The 15,116-nt window shown below is 70.8% G+C and carries 16 protein-coding genes; 8 read left to right on the forward strand and 8 right to left on the reverse strand.

Features of this window, described 5'->3' with window-relative positions:
- Positions 1-58: 58 nt before the first annotated feature.
- Both NV348_RS27565 and NV348_RS27570 read right to left on the reverse strand, forming a co-directional pair.
- On the reverse strand, positions 59-196 hold the full coding sequence (locus NV348_RS27565; protein ID WP_447149452.1) for a hypothetical protein: 138 nt from the start codon (positions 194-196) through the stop codon (positions 59-61).
- A complete protein-coding gene (locus tag NV348_RS27570; RefSeq protein ID WP_447149453.1) occupies positions 193-1,860 on the reverse strand; it encodes an outer membrane protein assembly factor BamB family protein in 1,668 nt (555 codons plus the stop codon). Before NV348_RS27570 ends, NV348_RS27565 begins: the two co-directional genes overlap by 4 nt.
- Before the next feature lie 335 nt (positions 1,861-2,195).
- On the opposite strand from NV348_RS27570, the gene NV348_RS27575 reads away from it, so the two are divergent.
- Complete coding sequence (locus NV348_RS27575) at positions 2,196-2,360, forward strand: hypothetical protein (RefSeq protein ID WP_447149454.1); 165 nt, start codon at positions 2,196-2,198, stop codon at positions 2,358-2,360.
- Between the two features lie 25 nt (positions 2,361-2,385).
- Here NV348_RS27575 and NV348_RS27580 read toward each other — a convergent pair whose 3' ends face one another.
- Positions 2,386-2,658 carry a MoaD/ThiS family protein gene (locus tag NV348_RS27580; protein WP_447149455.1) on the reverse strand — a complete coding sequence of 91 codons (273 nt, stop codon included), beginning with the start codon at positions 2,656-2,658 and terminating at the stop codon, positions 2,386-2,388.
- A 3-nt stretch (positions 2,659-2,661) separates the two neighbouring features.
- Complete coding sequence (locus NV348_RS27585) at positions 2,662-3,759, reverse strand: WD40/YVTN/BNR-like repeat-containing protein (protein ID WP_447149456.1); 1,098 nt, start codon at positions 3,757-3,759, stop codon at positions 2,662-2,664.
- A gap of 278 nt (positions 3,760-4,037) precedes the next feature.
- On the opposite strand from NV348_RS27585, the gene NV348_RS27590 reads away from it, so the two are divergent.
- A complete protein-coding gene (locus NV348_RS27590; protein ID WP_447149457.1) occupies positions 4,038-4,583 on the forward strand; it encodes a VldE C-terminal domain-containing protein in 546 nt (181 codons plus the stop codon).
- A 233-nt stretch (positions 4,584-4,816) separates the two neighbouring features.
- Positions 4,817-5,551, forward strand: a complete 735-nt coding sequence (locus NV348_RS27595; RefSeq protein ID WP_447149458.1) for a glucose 1-dehydrogenase — start codon at positions 4,817-4,819, stop codon at positions 5,549-5,551.
- A gap of 49 nt (positions 5,552-5,600) precedes the next feature.
- On the opposite strand, the gene NV348_RS27600 is transcribed toward NV348_RS27595, so the two are convergent.
- The 3 genes from NV348_RS27600 to NV348_RS27610 all read right to left on the reverse strand — a co-directional run bounded on the left by NV348_RS27600 (position 5,601) and on the right by NV348_RS27610 (position 9,034).
- On the reverse strand, positions 5,601-7,022 hold the full coding sequence (locus NV348_RS27600) for a WGR domain-containing protein (protein WP_447149459.1): 1,422 nt from the start codon (positions 7,020-7,022) through the stop codon (positions 5,601-5,603).
- Positions 7,023-7,109: 87 nt separating this feature from the next.
- Positions 7,110-8,432 (reverse strand): cryptochrome/photolyase family protein, encoded by a 1,323-nt coding sequence (locus NV348_RS27605; protein WP_447149460.1) that lies wholly within the window; start codon positions 8,430-8,432, stop codon positions 7,110-7,112.
- On the reverse strand, positions 8,429-9,034 hold the full coding sequence (locus NV348_RS27610) for a lipocalin family protein (RefSeq protein ID WP_447149461.1): 606 nt from the start codon (positions 9,032-9,034) through the stop codon (positions 8,429-8,431). Before NV348_RS27610 ends, NV348_RS27605 begins: the two co-directional genes overlap by 4 nt.
- Positions 9,035-9,114: 80 nt before the next feature.
- On the opposite strand from NV348_RS27610, the gene NV348_RS27615 reads away from it, so the two are divergent.
- The 5 genes from NV348_RS27615 to NV348_RS27635 all read left to right on the forward strand — a co-directional run bounded on the left by NV348_RS27615 (position 9,115) and on the right by NV348_RS27635 (position 13,745).
- Positions 9,115-9,495, forward strand: coding sequence for a hypothetical protein (locus tag NV348_RS27615; protein WP_447149462.1), 381 nt, complete (start codon positions 9,115-9,117; stop codon positions 9,493-9,495).
- Positions 9,496-9,530: 35 nt separating this feature from the next.
- Positions 9,531-10,376: a MerR family transcriptional regulator gene (locus NV348_RS27620; RefSeq protein ID WP_447149463.1), complete on the forward strand. Its 846-nt coding sequence runs from the start codon at positions 9,531-9,533 to the stop codon at positions 10,374-10,376.
- Between the two features lie 92 nt (positions 10,377-10,468).
- A complete protein-coding gene (locus NV348_RS27625; RefSeq protein ID WP_447149464.1) occupies positions 10,469-11,782 on the forward strand; it encodes an NAD(P)/FAD-dependent oxidoreductase in 1,314 nt (437 codons plus the stop codon).
- Positions 11,779-12,501 (forward strand): DUF1365 domain-containing protein, encoded by a 723-nt coding sequence (locus NV348_RS27630; protein WP_447149465.1) that lies wholly within the window; start codon positions 11,779-11,781, stop codon positions 12,499-12,501. Before NV348_RS27625 ends, NV348_RS27630 begins: the two co-directional genes overlap by 4 nt.
- Positions 12,498-13,745 carry a class I SAM-dependent methyltransferase gene (locus tag NV348_RS27635; protein WP_447149466.1) on the forward strand — a complete coding sequence of 416 codons (1,248 nt, stop codon included), beginning with the start codon at positions 12,498-12,500 and terminating at the stop codon, positions 13,743-13,745. Before NV348_RS27630 ends, NV348_RS27635 begins: the two co-directional genes overlap by 4 nt.
- 7 nt (positions 13,746-13,752) lie before the next feature.
- On the opposite strand, the gene NV348_RS27640 is transcribed toward NV348_RS27635, so the two are convergent.
- The gene (locus NV348_RS27640) at positions 13,753-15,096 is read right to left on the reverse strand and encodes a TIGR01777 family oxidoreductase (protein ID WP_447149467.1); all 1,344 of its coding nucleotides are present in this window, start codon (positions 15,094-15,096) and stop codon (positions 13,753-13,755) included.
- Between the last annotated feature and the right edge of the window lie 20 nt (positions 15,097-15,116).

The following is a 15,116-nucleotide window of genomic DNA, read 5'->3' on the forward strand; positions in this document are numbered from 1 at the left end:
CGAGGATCACTGTCGGACGTCGGATGGTTCGTTGGGGGTCGACGCCGGGGCTGGGCTGTTATCGGAAGCTGATGATGTCGAGGGTGGCGTCGCCGATCTCCTCGTTGTTCTGGCACACCACCAGGACCGCGGAGGACACCGGCATCAGCTGCGTGGTGGCCCGCTTGGGGCGACAGGTGCTGCTGAAGGGGATCATGCTGGGGCGGCGAGGTTTCGACGCTCCCAGCGGGACAGGGTGGGGGAGTCACCGAACTTCAGGTTGACGATCTCGTCGGCGAGGAAGTGCAGGGAGCCCTCGGTCCATTGGGTCAGCCCGGGGACCGGGGTGCTCGCGGTGGTGCCGATGGTCGTCAGCGCGGCTGCGGGTTCTTCCACCGAGCCGACCAGGACAGCCGGGCCGGCGGGATCCGCGGCGAAAGGCCAGCCGTCCGTCCGGACGGGCGCGCTCGCGAGCTGTTCCGGTGCGTCCGTGAGGAGGTACTTTCTGTCCTGGCCGCCCCAGCCGGCCAGGAGAGTGTTCGACAGCAGCTCGAGGTGAGGTTCGGTGTCGGCGGGAAGATCACGGCTGCCGATAGTGTCGCCGGTGCTCGCGCTCAGTGCGGTGATGCGCCAGTCCGGGCCGCATCGGAGCACACGGTAGATCGCGGTCGCGGTGACCTGCGTGGGTGCGTCGGTGGGGCGGCAGCCGCCAGCTGAGCGGGCCGTCGACCATCGCTGGGCCGCGGTGCGGGCGTCGTATCCCTTGATCTCCGTGGTGGTTTCGACGATCAGGGTGCCCGCGGCGGGCGTGTCGAGCAGTCGGGTGGCGCGGTCGTCGTCGTGGGAGGCGAAGTCGTTCTCGTCGTCGGAGGTCCACAGGATCTGGCCGGTGACGGCGTCGAAGGTAATGCGGCGGTGCTGGTCGCGGGGGCCGTTCCAGCGGGTCGTGATCGCCGAGCGATCGGCGGTCACGATGGTGGATCCGCGATCGAGTTCGAAAACTCGCTTTCCCGACTGCGGTCGGCGCAGGTAATGCCAGCGCGGTTCGCCGGTCGCGCCGTCGTAGGCGCGCAAGCCGTCGACGCCCGCGATCACGAAGCCGGTGCCTGCCGGGATGACCTGGCGGCCGGTCGCTTCGAGCCTGTTGTTGATCGGTGGCAGTTGGAGTCGATAGGCCTCGGCGCTGACGCGCCCGGGGATGGCAGGCATCGGGGCCGGGGCGGCTACGCCGTGGTCGACATTGGCATTGTCGTCGCCGGCGCGGACCGCGACGGTACCGGCCGTCGCGGAGATGACCAACCCGGCGGCGATTGCCCCTGCCGTGGCGCCGCGGCCGATCGTGCGGGACACACCCGTGTGAATCGTGAGCGGCAGGACGAGGATCGCCCCGATCCCGACCAGGATCGTCGCTGCGACGGCGGTGGGCAGCTGGGTGAAGTAGGGCAGGGTGGCGCGGAGGGTCTCGTAGCTGCTCGGCAGGTGTTCGCGCCAGGACAGTCCGGCCAGTATCGCGATCACGAGCACGATGGCTCCGGTGGCGAACAGTTCCCAGGTGTGCTGGCGGTTCCACAGATCGACGGCGCGGCGGCGTCCGGCGATCCAGCAGGCGACGACGACGATCAGCGCCAGGCCGCCGAGCACGGTTGCGACCACGGCGAACTGGGTTGGCTGGGCGAAGATGGCGCGCACCGAGACCGTGGTGGTGCCGAACCGGCTGACGAGCGCCAGCACCACGCCGCCCGCGAGCAATCCCGTGCCGGCGGCCGCGGCGAGTGCTCGCGGGCGGGCCAGGCGGCCGAGGGAGCGTTCCAGGGTTGGTAGCGATGTGGGCGGATCGTCGACAGTGGTGCGTGTTTGGTCGGCGCTGTTGCTTCCCCCCACGGAAAATGTCCCCTCGTCTGTTGTTCGGCCGCGATCGGCACGGCGAACAGCGTATTCGGTCAGTGCGTGCGGCGCTGATCACCCGATGTCCGGCTGCCGAACTCGGCGTGGTGCGTTATCGGTCGCCGAACCGTTTCGGGCCCCGAAATTATCGTTGGCTGTTCCGGTCACGCCTGGAGGGTCGGCGTCGCTGGTGCGACCGTCCAACTGAACAGATCAGAGGGAAACGGAAGCCCCGGGGTTGGTACACCGAAGGGCGGGAAGCGTTCTGATCCGCAGTCGGCGATTCCTGTCAGCGTCCGACGCTACTCTGGAGGGGGACGAGGGGAGCTGGGATGTCCGAGCAGCATGAGGAAGTTGATCCGCGGGCGCGGTGGCGGGAGCTTCCGCCGGAGCCTTCGGCGCTGATCGAGGAGACCACGATCGACACGCGGGGCGCCGATCAGGGGATTCCCGCGGTTGATCTCACCGAGGATTTCGTGCGCAAGTACGGGCTGTGACGGTCGAGAGGTGTTCGGGCGGCGGCTATCCGCCCGCGACGGCCGGGATGATCATCAGTTCGGTGGTGGCGGTCAGTGGGGTGTCGACGCCGTTCAAGGTGCGGCATTCGTCGCCGTCTATGTAGAAGTTGACGTAGCGGCGGAGGGTGCCGCGTTCGTCGCGGAGTCTGCGTTCCAGGGCGGGGGATTCATCGCGGAGGGTGTCGAGGACCTGGCGGAGGGTGGGGCCGTCGATGGCGAGTTCTCGTGCGCCGTTCGCGTAGGGGCGTAGGGCGGAGGGGAGCAGGACGCGGGCCATGGGTCAGCCGATGACGGCGGCGCGGACGCAGAGGACGTCGGGGAGTTTGTCGGCGACGAGATGCCAGTGCTCGCCTTCGTCGGGGCTGCAGTAGACCTCGCCGTTGCGGGTGCCGAAGTAGATGCCGGTGGGGTCGGCGTTGTCGGTGGTCATGGCGTCGCGCAGGACGGCGGTCCAGAAGGGCACTGTCGGTAGGCCGTTCGTTTTCGCGGTCCAGGTGCGGCCCGCGTCGTCGCTGCGATAGACCGCGCAGGTGGCGTCGGGTGGGAAGCGGAAGCGGTCCATGTCGGCGACGAGAGGGAAGGTGTAGATGACGCCGGGGCGGCGGGGGTGGGCGACGATAGGGAAGCCGAAGTTCGACGGGGGGAGGTCGGCGTCGATGGACTGCCAGGTGGTGCCGTCGTCGGTGCTGCGGAAGACGCCGCCGTGGTTCTGCAGGTAGAGGGTGCTGGGGGTTTCGGCGTCGCGGGCGACCTTGTGCACGCACTGGCCCCATTCGGGCAGCTCGCCGGGCATGAAGTCGGCGGTGACGCCCTTGTTGGTCGGTGTCCAGGAGGCGCCGCCGTCGGCGGTTTGGTAGACGCCGCCGGTCGACATGGCCACGGCCAGGCGCTGGGTGTCGGTGGGATGCGGGAGGACGGTGTGCAGCGCGAGACCGCCGCCGCCCGGGGCCCACTGCGGCCGGTGTGGATGGTCCCACAGACCTCTGACCAGCGTGAAAGTCCTTCCGCCGTCGGTGGAACGGAACAGCGCCGAGGGTTCGACGCCCGCGTAGACCACCTCGGGCTCGGCGTCGGTGGCCGGTGTGATCTGCCAGACGCCCTCGAGCGCGGCGTCGGTGTCGTCAGGGAAGGCCAGGGGGGCGTCGTCGGGTTCGGTCCAGGTCTCGCCGAAATCGTCGCTGGCCACCAGCGTCGGGCCGAAGTGGCTGTTGAGGACGCCGGCGAGCAGGCGTGGCGATGTCCGTCGGGTGTCGATGGCCAGGGCTTTGACATCGGCGACCGGGAATTGTGGCGGGCTCACCGTCCAGCTCGCCCGGCCGTCCGAGCTGCGGGCCAGGAACAATCCCTTGCGCGTTCCGATTCCGAGAAGTACGTCCATCGCCGACCTCCAGGTCGTCACTCCGACGCGGATGAAAGTGAGCGTACTCCGCGGTGACGTAAGGGCCGCATGATCGCGTTCGGTGAGGGATACTGGTCCGATCGTGCGCAACCCGCCGCACGAGCGTGACTTTTTCGCGACCATTTCGTAATCTGGCAGTGACCTTGTTCTCGACAGTAGCTGGTGATTGATAAGTGCCTGGTCAACATCGCACCCCCGCTCCTCCGACGGGGCGCATGTCGTTGGCTGTGTGCAGCCTCGCAGCAACGGTTCCCGGCATGCTCTGGATGGCGTTCCGGCCGGGCGGGACCGAAGTGCAGCAGGTCGCGGCCGTCGTGCCGCACACACCCTCGGCGATCGAGGTCGACGTCCTGCCCGCGCTGACCCACGACGAACCGACCATCGCGCCGGCTCCGGTGGCCGCCGACGACGAATCGGCGACGCTGTCCGCCTCGAAGCTGAAGTACATGTGCTCGACGGAGTGGAAGGGCACGCAGCCGCACGTCGCGCAGGTCAGTCACATGGTGCAGAAGATGTTCGGGCTCTCCGATATCGGGGGTGCCAATGGGCGTTTCGACGGTGATCACGGTGCGGGCCTCGCGCTCGACATCATGACCTCGAACCCCGCACAGGGTGACGCGATCGCCGCGTTCGTGCTGGCCAACAAGGCGCGCTTCGGCGTCACCTACGTGATCTGGCAGCAGCAGTTCAACGACGGCGGCGGCTGGTCCTACATGGAGGACCGGGGCAGCCCGACCCAGAACCACTACGACCACGTGCACGTGTCGTTCTCCTCGTACGGCGCGGCGAACCTCACCTGCTGATCGCGGCGAATCGGTCGGCCGGAGGGCGTAGTTCGCGAATTGGCCCAGGAGCGGAACTCGGTGCGGGGCGAGACCCGGCGGCGATGACCGGCATCCGCTCCCGAGCACCCGGAATTCGCGGTCGGCTGGTGCGCCGCCTGATCGCCAACATTTCGTTTAGGCATATCCCTACCTAAAACGGGTCCACCCTCCTACGGTGAGAGTGGCTCAGTTCTGGTGAGAGGAATGCGGACATGGGACGGTTGGCCGGCAAGGTCGCGGTGATCAGCGGCGGAGCGCGGGGGATGGGCGCGGCGCACGCGCGCCGGTTCGTCGCCGAGGGCGCGTCGGTGGTGCTCGGTGACGTGCTCGACGACGAAGGCGCCGTCGTCGCCAAGGAGCTCGGCGATGCCGCGATCTACCAGCACCTGGACGTGCGCGAGCCCGAGCAGTGGGCCGCGGTCGTGGCGGCGGCGGTCGAGACCTTCGGCGGGCTGCACGTGCTGGTGAACAACGCGGGGATCGTCAACGGGAATCTGCTCGTCGACTTCGCGTTGGACGAGTGGCAGCGGATCATCGACATCAACCTGACCGGGACGTTCCTCGGGATGCAGGCCGCGGTGCCCGCGATGACCGACGGCGGGTCGATCGTGAACATCTCCTCGGTCGAGGGGATGCGCGGCAGCCCGGGGCTGCACGGTTACACCGCGACGAAGTTCGCGGTGCGCGGGCTCACCAAGTCGGCGGCCCTGGAACTGGCGGCGCAGGGGATCCGGGTGAATTCGGTGCATCCCGGGTTCATCAGCACGCCGATGACCGAGGGGATCCCGGCGGACTTCCTGCAGATTCCGGTGAAGCGGGCGGCCGAGCCCGACGAGGTGTCGGCCCTGGTCGCGTATCTGGCGTCGGACGAGTCGTCGTATTCGACCGGTGCGGAATTCGTCGTCGACGGTGGGCTCACGGTCGGGGTGCCGCACAAGAGTTTCTGAGCGGAGTCGTGGCGGCGGAACCTCACGGTTCCGCCGGCCGGCGTGCCGCTCAGCTGAGGCGGCGGATGTCGCCGCGGACGCGGTAGAAGCCGCCGCGAGCCGATTCGGTGACGGCGTCGACGACGTAGCGAGTGCCGGGCCGGCGGATGTCGCGGGGGAACTGGACGTTCCAGCCGCGTTCGTAGCCGGGGCTGACGACGTGCACGCGCAGGGAGCCGCCGTGTTCGACGCATTCGACGACGATGCCGGTGCCCGCGTCGGTGGTGACCTCGAGGGTGCTGGAGGCGGTGACGGCGGAGATCTCGGGGGCCTTGACCGAGACGGTGCTGGGGAGCACGCCCTGGTCGGCGTCGCGGATGGCGGATTCGCTCACGTCGAGGCAGGCCAGGGCGCCGGACGTGGTGACCAGGTACAGCTTCTCGTCGTGGTACTGCATGGAGTAGGCCGAACCGCAACCGGTGGCCAGCTTCCACAGGCGGGTGCCGGTGGCGTCGAAGCAGTAGACCGAGGAGTGCGAGTCCCCGGCGAAGACGTAGCGGCCGTCGGGGGAGGCGGCGCAGGAGAAGACGGCGGCGTCGCACTGGTAGGCCCGGGTGGTGACGCCCTGCTTGGTGATCTCTTCGACGCGATTGGCGCCGGTGCCCGCGTAGACGTCGGAGGCTTCCTGCCAGCCGAACAGGACCGAGCCGCGGGTGGGCGAATGCCATTGGGTGGCACCGGTTTCCAGATGGTACTTGGTGACGCCTGCGCTGTGGCCGTGGTAGACACCGGTCGCGTCGAGGCGCACCATCCAGCCGGAGTTGCCGGTGCTGCGCGCCGACCACAGGGATTCCTCCTCGTGGTCGATGACGGTCAGCCCGCCCGCGGCGTCGGAGGCGGCGAGGATGCCGTCATGGATGTCGAGCCAGTAGACGTCGGTGGCCGAGACGTCGTAGGCGGCGCGCGGGACCTTGCCCGACAGGTCGTAGACGCGGCCGTCGTCGCAGCCGGCGTAGATCCAGAAGTCGTCGGCCACCAGGCATTTCACGCCGTCGGGCAGCTGGTAGCGGTTGGTCACCACGCCCTCGGGGGTGAGGGTGTAGACCTCGCCGTTCTCGTTGCCGACCCAGCAGCGCTGCTCGTCGACGAAGATGCCGAACGCGGCCGCGCCGGAGTCGAAGCGCCACAGGACCGGGGCGCTCTTGGCGGTCGAGCGCTGGCTGGTGATCACGCGGCGGGTCACTGCGCGGCGCTGGCGTCCACCCATCACGGCGGGCGCGTAGCCCTTGCGGACCTTCTCGCCGATCTTCTTCTGCGCGGCCGACTTCGCCTTCTCCGCGGTGGCGAACGAGCTCGCCTTGGATTGCCCCTGCTCGCCGATCCGGCCGAAGCGGATGTTGACCTGGGTGCCGGTGACGATCACCTCGTAGAACTTGTGCGAGGAACCGGTGTCGTCGGACAGTTCCAGGTAGGTGGTTTCGGCGGTCGTCATGGATCCTCGCTGAGCTCGTGCGGTGTGGAACGAGCGAAAACTAGCAAGGCACACCGACATCGGCGGGGCGAGTGATGTCCGCGCAGGTCACATGCCCGCGACGTCGAGTAGCGGTGGGGGATAGACGGAGTGGGGGATCTCGGCGCGCCAGGGGCGGTGGATGGTGGGGCCGTCGAGGTGGGCCAGTTCGGGGAGCCAGGTGCGGACGTAGGTGCCGTCGGGGTCGTAGCGGTCGGCTTGGCGGAGGGGGTTGAGGACTCGGTTGGGGCGGGTGTCGGTGCCGGTGCCCGCGGCCCACTGCCAGTTGAGCTGGTTGTTGGCGAGGTCGGCGTCGACGAGCCAGTGCAGGAAGTGGGCGGCGCCGATGCGCCAGTCCAGGCGCAGGGATTTGGCGAAGAAGGAGGCGGTGATCAGGCGGGCGCGACCGGGGAGCCAGCCGTCGGTGACGAGCTGGCGCATGGCTGCGTCGATGATCGGGTAGCCGGTTCTGGCTTCTTTCCAGGCGGCCACGGCGTCGGGGTCCGCGCGCACGGCGAACGGGCCGGGACGGTAGCTGGTCCAGGCGGTGTCGGGGCGGGCCGCCAGGAGCTGGTGGTGGAAGTCGCGCCAGGCGAGCTGGCGGGCGAAAGCGTGGCCGCCGGGGTCGGACAGGTCGGTTCGGTGGACGATCTCGACGGGGGAGAGGCAGCCGAAATGCAGGTGGGGTGAGAGGTGAGAGGTGGCGTCGGCGGCGAGGTCGTCGTTGCGGGCGGCGTAGTCCTCGATCGGGCCCGCGAGCCACTTGTGCAGCAGGACGCGACCGCTGGTCTCGCCGCCTCGCGGGCAGTTCGGGGACGGGTCGCCGGCGGACAGGTCGCGGTGGGTCGGCAGAGGGTCGCTCGTGACCTCGGGAACGGTCAGGTCGCGCGGGGTCCCGAGCGGGTGGCGCTGGTGGGCGTCGACCCAGCGGCGGAAGTAGGGGGTGAACACGGCGTAGTGGTCGCGGCCGGTGGCGGGGGTGAGGACGGCGGGGTCGGCGGCGGTGACGACCGCACTGTGGGTGCGCACCGCGCAGTCCGTTCCGGCGAGGCGGTCCCGCAGGGCCTGTTCGCGGCGGGTGGCATAGGCGCTGACGTCCTCGGCGAGATGCACCGCGCGGGCGCCGGTGTCGGCGACGATGCGGGCGACGACCTCGGTCACCTCGCCCCGCCGGACCACGAGGCGGCCGCCGATGCCGCGCAGTCGCTCGTCGAGTTCCGCCAATGCGGTGGCGAGGAAGACGGCGCGGTTGGGGGGACAGCGGTCCGGCACGATGCGGTCGTCGACGACGAACAGCGGGACGACGGCGTCGCTCTCGCGGTGCGCGGCGGTGAGGACCGGGTTGTCGGCGGTGCGCAGATCGCGGGTGAACAGCGCGATCGCGACGGTCATCGGGCGCAGAGCGGGGTGATGTCGGAACGGCCGCCGGTCGTCGGGGTGGTCAGGTAGAAGCAGGGGTTCTGACCCGCGGCCACGATCGCCGCGTCGATGTCGTTCCAGGTGGCGGCGTCGACGGCGGGGGTGCGGGACAGGACAAAGCCGGACAGCCGGCTGGGGTCGGTGACGACCGCCCAGGAGTAGTCCGGGCCCAGGGCCGTGACGATGTAGTTGGTAGCGCCGGTGCGCTGATCCTGGCCGGGCACGCCCGGGAAGGAGACGTGCAGCTGGGCGTTGGTGACGGGATCGGTCACCGTCGCGGTGCCCCAGATCTCGTTGGTGCCGCCCGACCAGGTGCGGCAGCGGTTGTAGACGCCGACGTCACCGGAGTCGTCGAGGGTGTAGGTGGCGGTGGTGTCGCCCGCGCAGGCGAGGCTGAACGGGGCCGGGATCGCGGCCAATTGGTGCCAGACACCCAGATAGCGCTCGACGTCGAGCGACGGTACCGGGGCCGGGGGCGCGGCGGAGGCGGTGGCCGGTGCCAGCGCCACGGCGGCCACCGCCGCGCAGGCGAGCAGCGGCAGACGGAGCGAAACGATGGAACGGGCGATGCGCACGGGAACTCCTCGGATCGGTGATACTGACAGGCTACCAGTGAATGATGCATAATTGATGCATCTCGCGAGAGGAGTCTCCGATGAAACGTCAGTGGCCGTTCCGTCTGCTCGGCCTGGCTACCGCCGCCTATGGCGTGAGTGTCGCCGTCCGGCCCGAGGTGCTGCTGCGGCCGTGCGGATGGGAGACCGACCGGCCGGGCAGCCGGGCGTCGGCCCGCATGGTCGGCTGCCGGGACGCGATCTCCGGCGCGGCCATGGCGCTGGCGCCGGACGCCCGCGTCGCCCGGGCCGCCGCGGGGGTGCGGATCGCGGCCGATCTCGCCGACGCGCTGGTCCTCGGCACGGCGGTCGATCCCCGTCTACGTCGCACCGCGATCGCGGTGCCGCTGGTCTGGGGCCTGCTGGGCGCCGGGACGACGGCGCTGGGGTGGCCGTCGCGACCCGCCGCCGCCCGGCCGTGACGCGCGGGCGGAGCGGCATCAGTCAGAATGGACCGATGCCCGCCGGTTCCGCCCCTGTCTCCGACGCGGCCGGATACACGGTGCGCGCGGTCGCGGATCGTCTCGGCATCCCGACCGCGACCCTGCGCAGCTGGAATCGCCGCTACGCCATCGGACCCGCGCAGGACCGGCCCGGTCGGCATCGGCTCTACACCGCAGCCGATATCGCCCTGCTCGAACGCATGCTGAGGCTGATCCGCGACGGCGCCAGCCCGGCGGGGGCGGCGGCAGCCGCGCGGGGGCGACCCGCGGTGCTGGTCGGTAGCCGCGCCGAGCTGCTCGACGCCGCGTTCGCGCTGGACTCCTCGATCTCGGTCGACCTGGTCGAGGCGCATGTGCGCGCCTACGGCGTGGTCCGCACCTGGGACGAGCTGTGCAGGCCCGCCTTCGCCGACATCGTGGCGCGTCAGGGTGCGGGGGAGAACTGCATCGATGTCGAGCACCTGCTGTCGTGGTCGATCGCGGCGGTGATGCAGCGGGTGCAGGCGCCCCCCGTGGTCGTCGATCGGACCGTCGTCCTCGCCTGTACCGGCGGTGAGACCCATTCGCTCCCACTGGAAGTGCTGCGCGCGGCGCTGGCCGAGCAGGGGGTGGGCGCCCGGATGCTCGGCGCCGATGTGCCGACCGTCGCGCTGGTCGGCGCGCTGGCCCGGCCCGCGGGCCCGACCTCGCTGCTGCTGTGGTCGCAGCGGGAATCGACCGCGCTGACCTCGGCCGTGCTGGCCGGTCTCGACGCGGGTGCGCAGGTCTTCGCCGGCGGCCCGGGCTGGGACGCGGCGTTGCTGCCGCCTGCGGTCGCGCGGGTCGCCTCGCTCGCGGGTGCGGTCGAGGTGTTGCGCTGAGGGCCACTGGCCGCCGCGCACCAAACGATGCATAATTGATTCACCGTGGGTGGATCGTCCATCCGCTGGCCGGGGACGACCGGAGGAATCGCATGAACGCATCGAACGGGCATCGACGGGTAGCGGTGATCGGCAGCGGCGTCGCCGGGCTGACGGCCGCCTGGGTGCTCGCGCGCTCGGCCGAGGTCACGCTGTTCGAGGCGCAGGGCCGTCTCGGCGGGCACGCCGATACGCACCGCGTGATCGCGGGCAACGGACAAACGCTCGGCGTGGACACCGGGTTCATCGTGCACAACGACCGCACGTACCCGACGTTGCAGCGGCTGTTCGGCGAACTCGGCATCGCCACCGGGGAGACCGATATGAGCATGTCGGTGCGCTGCGACGGCTGCGGGCTCGAATACGCCGGCGCGCGCGGGCTGCCTGGACTGTTCCCGCGCCCCGGGCAGCTGGTCCGGGGACGGTATCTGCGGCTGCTCACCGAGGTGCCGCGATTCCACCGCCTGGCCCGCGCCGAACTCGCCACGATCGGGGCGACGGAACGCACGGTGGCCGAGTTCCTGGCCGACGCCGGATTCTCCGACTACTTCCGCACCCACTTCCTGGCGCCGCTCATCTCGGCGGTCTGGTCCTGCGATCCGCGCACCGCGCTGCGCTATCCGGCCCGCTACCTGTTCACCTTCCTCGAACACCACGGCATGCTGACGGTGTTCGGCTCACCAGCCTGGCGCACGGTCACCGGGGGATCGGCGACCTACGTCGCGGCGGTCGCCGAACGCCTGCACCGGGTGCAGGTCGCGACCCCGGTCCGGGCGCTGCACCGCCATCCCGACGGGGTCACCGTCCGCACCGCCGACGACGGCGTCGACGACTTCGACGCCGCGGTGATCGCGACCCATCCGCACGAGGCGCTGGCCCTGCTCGCCGAGCCGACCGCCGCCGAACGCGACATTCTCTCCGCGATGCCGTACTCGGTGAATCACACGGTCCTGCACACCGATTCCCGTCTCCTACCGCGGGCCGCCGGTGCTCGCGCGTCCTGGAACTACCGCCTGCCCGCCTGCACCGCCGAACCCGACCGCGTCCTGGTCACCTACGACCTCACCCGGCTCCAGCGTCTCGACGACACCGGCGACCGGCGCTTCCTGGTGACCCTGGGCGACGGCGACCGGATCGATCCCGGCGCGGTGCTGGACACCATGACCTACGAACACCCGCTCTACACCCCGGAATCGGTGGCCGCGCGCGCCCGCGCCGGTGAACTCGGTTGCGCGCGCACGGCTTTCGCGGGCGCGTACCACGGGTGGGGATTCCACGAGGACGGGGCGCTGTCGGGACTGCGCGCCGCCGAGCGGCTGGGTGGGCGCTGGACGGGACCGATGCCCGGACTGGTGGCGGCCTCGTGACCGCTCGCCTGATCCGCACCGACATCCGGCACACCCGGCTGGCGCCGATCCGGCACGCCTTCCGCTATCGCGGGCACAGCTGGCTGGTCGATCTGGACCGGCTGCCCCGGTTGCCTTGGTGGCTGCGGCCGTTCGCGGGCTTCGACGCGGGCGACCACCTGGGCGAACGCGGCGGCTCACTGCGAGCCGCCGTCGACGGATACCTCGCGACCCAGGGCATCGATCTGCGGGGTGGTCGGGTGCTCATGCTGGCCGGCGCGCGAGCGTTCGGATACGTCTTCGATCCGCTGACGCTGTACTGGTGCCGCGATCGTGACGGCGCGCCGGTGTGTGTGATCGCCGAGGTCCGTAACACCTACGGCGGCGCGCATCGCTACCTGCTGCGGCCCGACGGTGACGGTCGCGCGCGAGTCGGCAAGGAGTTCTACGTCTCGCCGTTCAACCCGGTGGCGGGCGAATACCGGCTGCACGTGCCGGAGCCGGACTCCGCGCTGCGGGTGTCGATCACGCTGGTGACCGACCGGCCGATCTTCGTCGCCACCATGGCGGGCCGATGCGTGCCCGCCACCACCGGCGCGATCGTGCGCGCCGTACTGACCGACCCGATTCCGCCACTGCTCGTGGCCGCGCGTATCCGGTGGCAGGGCGTGCTGCTCTGGGCCAGGGGACTGCCGGTCGTGCCGCGTCCGGTGGCCGTGCCCGAGGAGGCGCTCCGATGACGACCGTGGACACCACCGCGAATCCCGCCCTGCCGGAGTGCGACCGGTGGCCCGACCTCGCTGTTCCGCGCGGCCTGCGGGCAGGGGTGTCGGCGCTGGCTGTGGACGTGCTGGTCCGCCGCCTGACCCGGCGATTGCCGCTGGCGGTGCGCTATCCCGACGGCACCGTCGTCGGCTCGCCCACCGGGGTGCCGTGCCTGGTCCTGCACCGTCCCGGTGACTTCGCGGCCCGGGTCGGTGCCGCCGGGCTCATCGGGTTCGGCGAGTCGTACATGGCCGGTGACTGGGACGCGCCCGATCTCGTCGGCGTGCTGACCGTGCTCGCCGCCCACATCGACGAGCTGGTGCCGCGTGCGCTGGCCCGGTTGCGCCGTCTCTACGTCGCCGGACATCCAGCCACCGAACGCAATTCCGAGGACAACACGCGCGGCAACATCGCCCGGCACTACGACCTGTCCAACGACTTCTTCGGGCTGTTCCTCGACGAGACCATGACCTACTCGGCCGCGCTGTTCACCGATCCGTCAGACGATCTCGCCACCGCCCAGCGCGCGAAGATCGACCGGCTGCTCGACCGGGCGGGCGTGCGATCCGGTACCCGGCTGCTCGAAATCGGTACCGGCTGGGGCGAACTCGCGGTCCGGGCAGCCGCGCGTGGCGCGCGGGTGCACACCGTGACGCTGTCGTCGGAACAGCAGGCGGCGGCCCGGAGCCGGGTGGCGGCGGCGGGACTGGCGGAGCGGGTGCGGGTGGACCTGCTCGACTACCGCCGGGTGCGCGGCACCTACGACGCCGTGGTGTCGGTGGAGATGATCGAGGCGGTCGGCTACGAGTACCTCGACACGTATTTCGCGACCATCGGCCGGGTGCTCGCGCCGGGCGGCCGGGCCGCGATCCAGGCCATCACCATGCCGCACGAGCGCATGCTGGCCACCCGGCACACCTACACCTGGATCCAGAAGTACATCTTCCCCGGCGGGTTCCTGCCGTCGGTGCGGGCGATCGAGGAATCCGTCACGCGCGGTACGGATCTGCGTGTGCGCGAGAAGTTCTCCATGGGCCCGCAGTACGCGCGCACCCTGCGCGCGTGGCGGGAACGGTTCGAGGACGCGCGGGCGGAGATCGACGCGCTCGGGTTCGACGAGACCTTCGTGCGGATGTGGCGGCTGTATCTGGCGTACTCGGAGGCGGGTTTCCGCTCCGGGTATCTCGACGTCGGCCAGTTCGTGCTCGCGCGAGCGTGAATTCGGCTCAGCGGCCGAGCAGGTGGCGTAGGGTCTGTTCGAGGTCGGGGCTGCGGAAGGGGTGACCCACCTCGGACAACCGGGCCGGGGACACTCGCTGACTTGCCGCGGCCAGCTCCCGCGCGCCCTGCTTGCCCAGCAGCAGCGCCGGGCCGAACGAGGGGACCGGGAGCAGGGCGGGCCGATGCAGGACGCGGGCCAGCACCTCGGTGTAGTCGCTGTTGCGGACCGGATCGGGGGCGACCGCGTTGACCGGACCGACGAGCGAATCATCCCAGAGCGCCCGGTGATAGATGTCGAGCAGATCGTCCAGGCCGATCCAGGACAGCCACTGGGTGCCGTCGCCGATGCGGCCGCCGAGGCCCGCCGCGAACAGGGGACGCAGCAAGCGCAATGTGCCACCGGCGGGTGACTGGACGATGCCGGTGCGGACCTGGACCACCCGCCCACCGGCGGCCGCGGCCGGTGCGGTCGCCGCTTCCCAGCCGGTGACCACCTCGGCGAGGAAGCCGTCGCCGGGATCGGCGGTTTCGGTGAGGATCTCGTCGCCCCGGTCGTAGCCGTAATAGCCGATGGCGGAGGCGCAGACGAACGTGCCGACGCCGCCGCGCGCCGCGGCCTCGGCCAGCGCCCTGGTCGGGCCGATGCGGCTGTCGGCGATCGCGCGGCGGTGTTCCTCGGTGAACCGGCCCGCGATCGGCGCACCCGCCAGATGGACCACCGCGTCGACGCTGTCGAGTAGGTCGGGCGCGGGATCGGCGGGGTCCCACCGGCGTTCGGTGGGGTCGGACGGGGCGTGGCGCACCAGCCGGACGACGTCGTGACCGCCGGTGGACAGGAACGCGCACAGCGCCGTGCCGACCAGGCCGGTCGCGCCGCTGACCGCGATGGTGCGCGCGGTGAAGCCGCGCTCGGCGGCGCCGCGGTGGGCGGCGAGGTCGTCGGCGAGCTGGCGATAGCGATAGTCGAACATCGGGCGCAGCAGGCGGGTGGGGAGTGGGGTGTCGACGTGGTCGGCCACGCGGGTGTGCTCGTCGTCGACGGCGGTGAAGTCGTGGGTGTGCCGCCACCGCAGCAGGCGGCCGACCGGCGCGGAGGCGAAACCGTCGACCGCGACGGCGTCGGCGAAGCGGCGCGGCGGATCGTAGGCGGCGGGATCGTGCCGCGCGACCCAGCGCAGGCCGCCCGGCAGACCCAGCACGGCGGCGCCTCGCGCCAGGTCGTCGGCCTCGCTGAGCAGCCGGACCGGTTGCCAAGGCGGCGCCAGGCGGGTGAACGCACCGGGCCGGGCGAACCAGGCGAAGACCTCGTCGCGGGGTGCGGAGACCACTGTCGAACAGTCGATGCCCATAGTTCGACTGTAACCCCCAC

This window comes from Nocardia fodinahabitans (assembly GCF_052983615.1).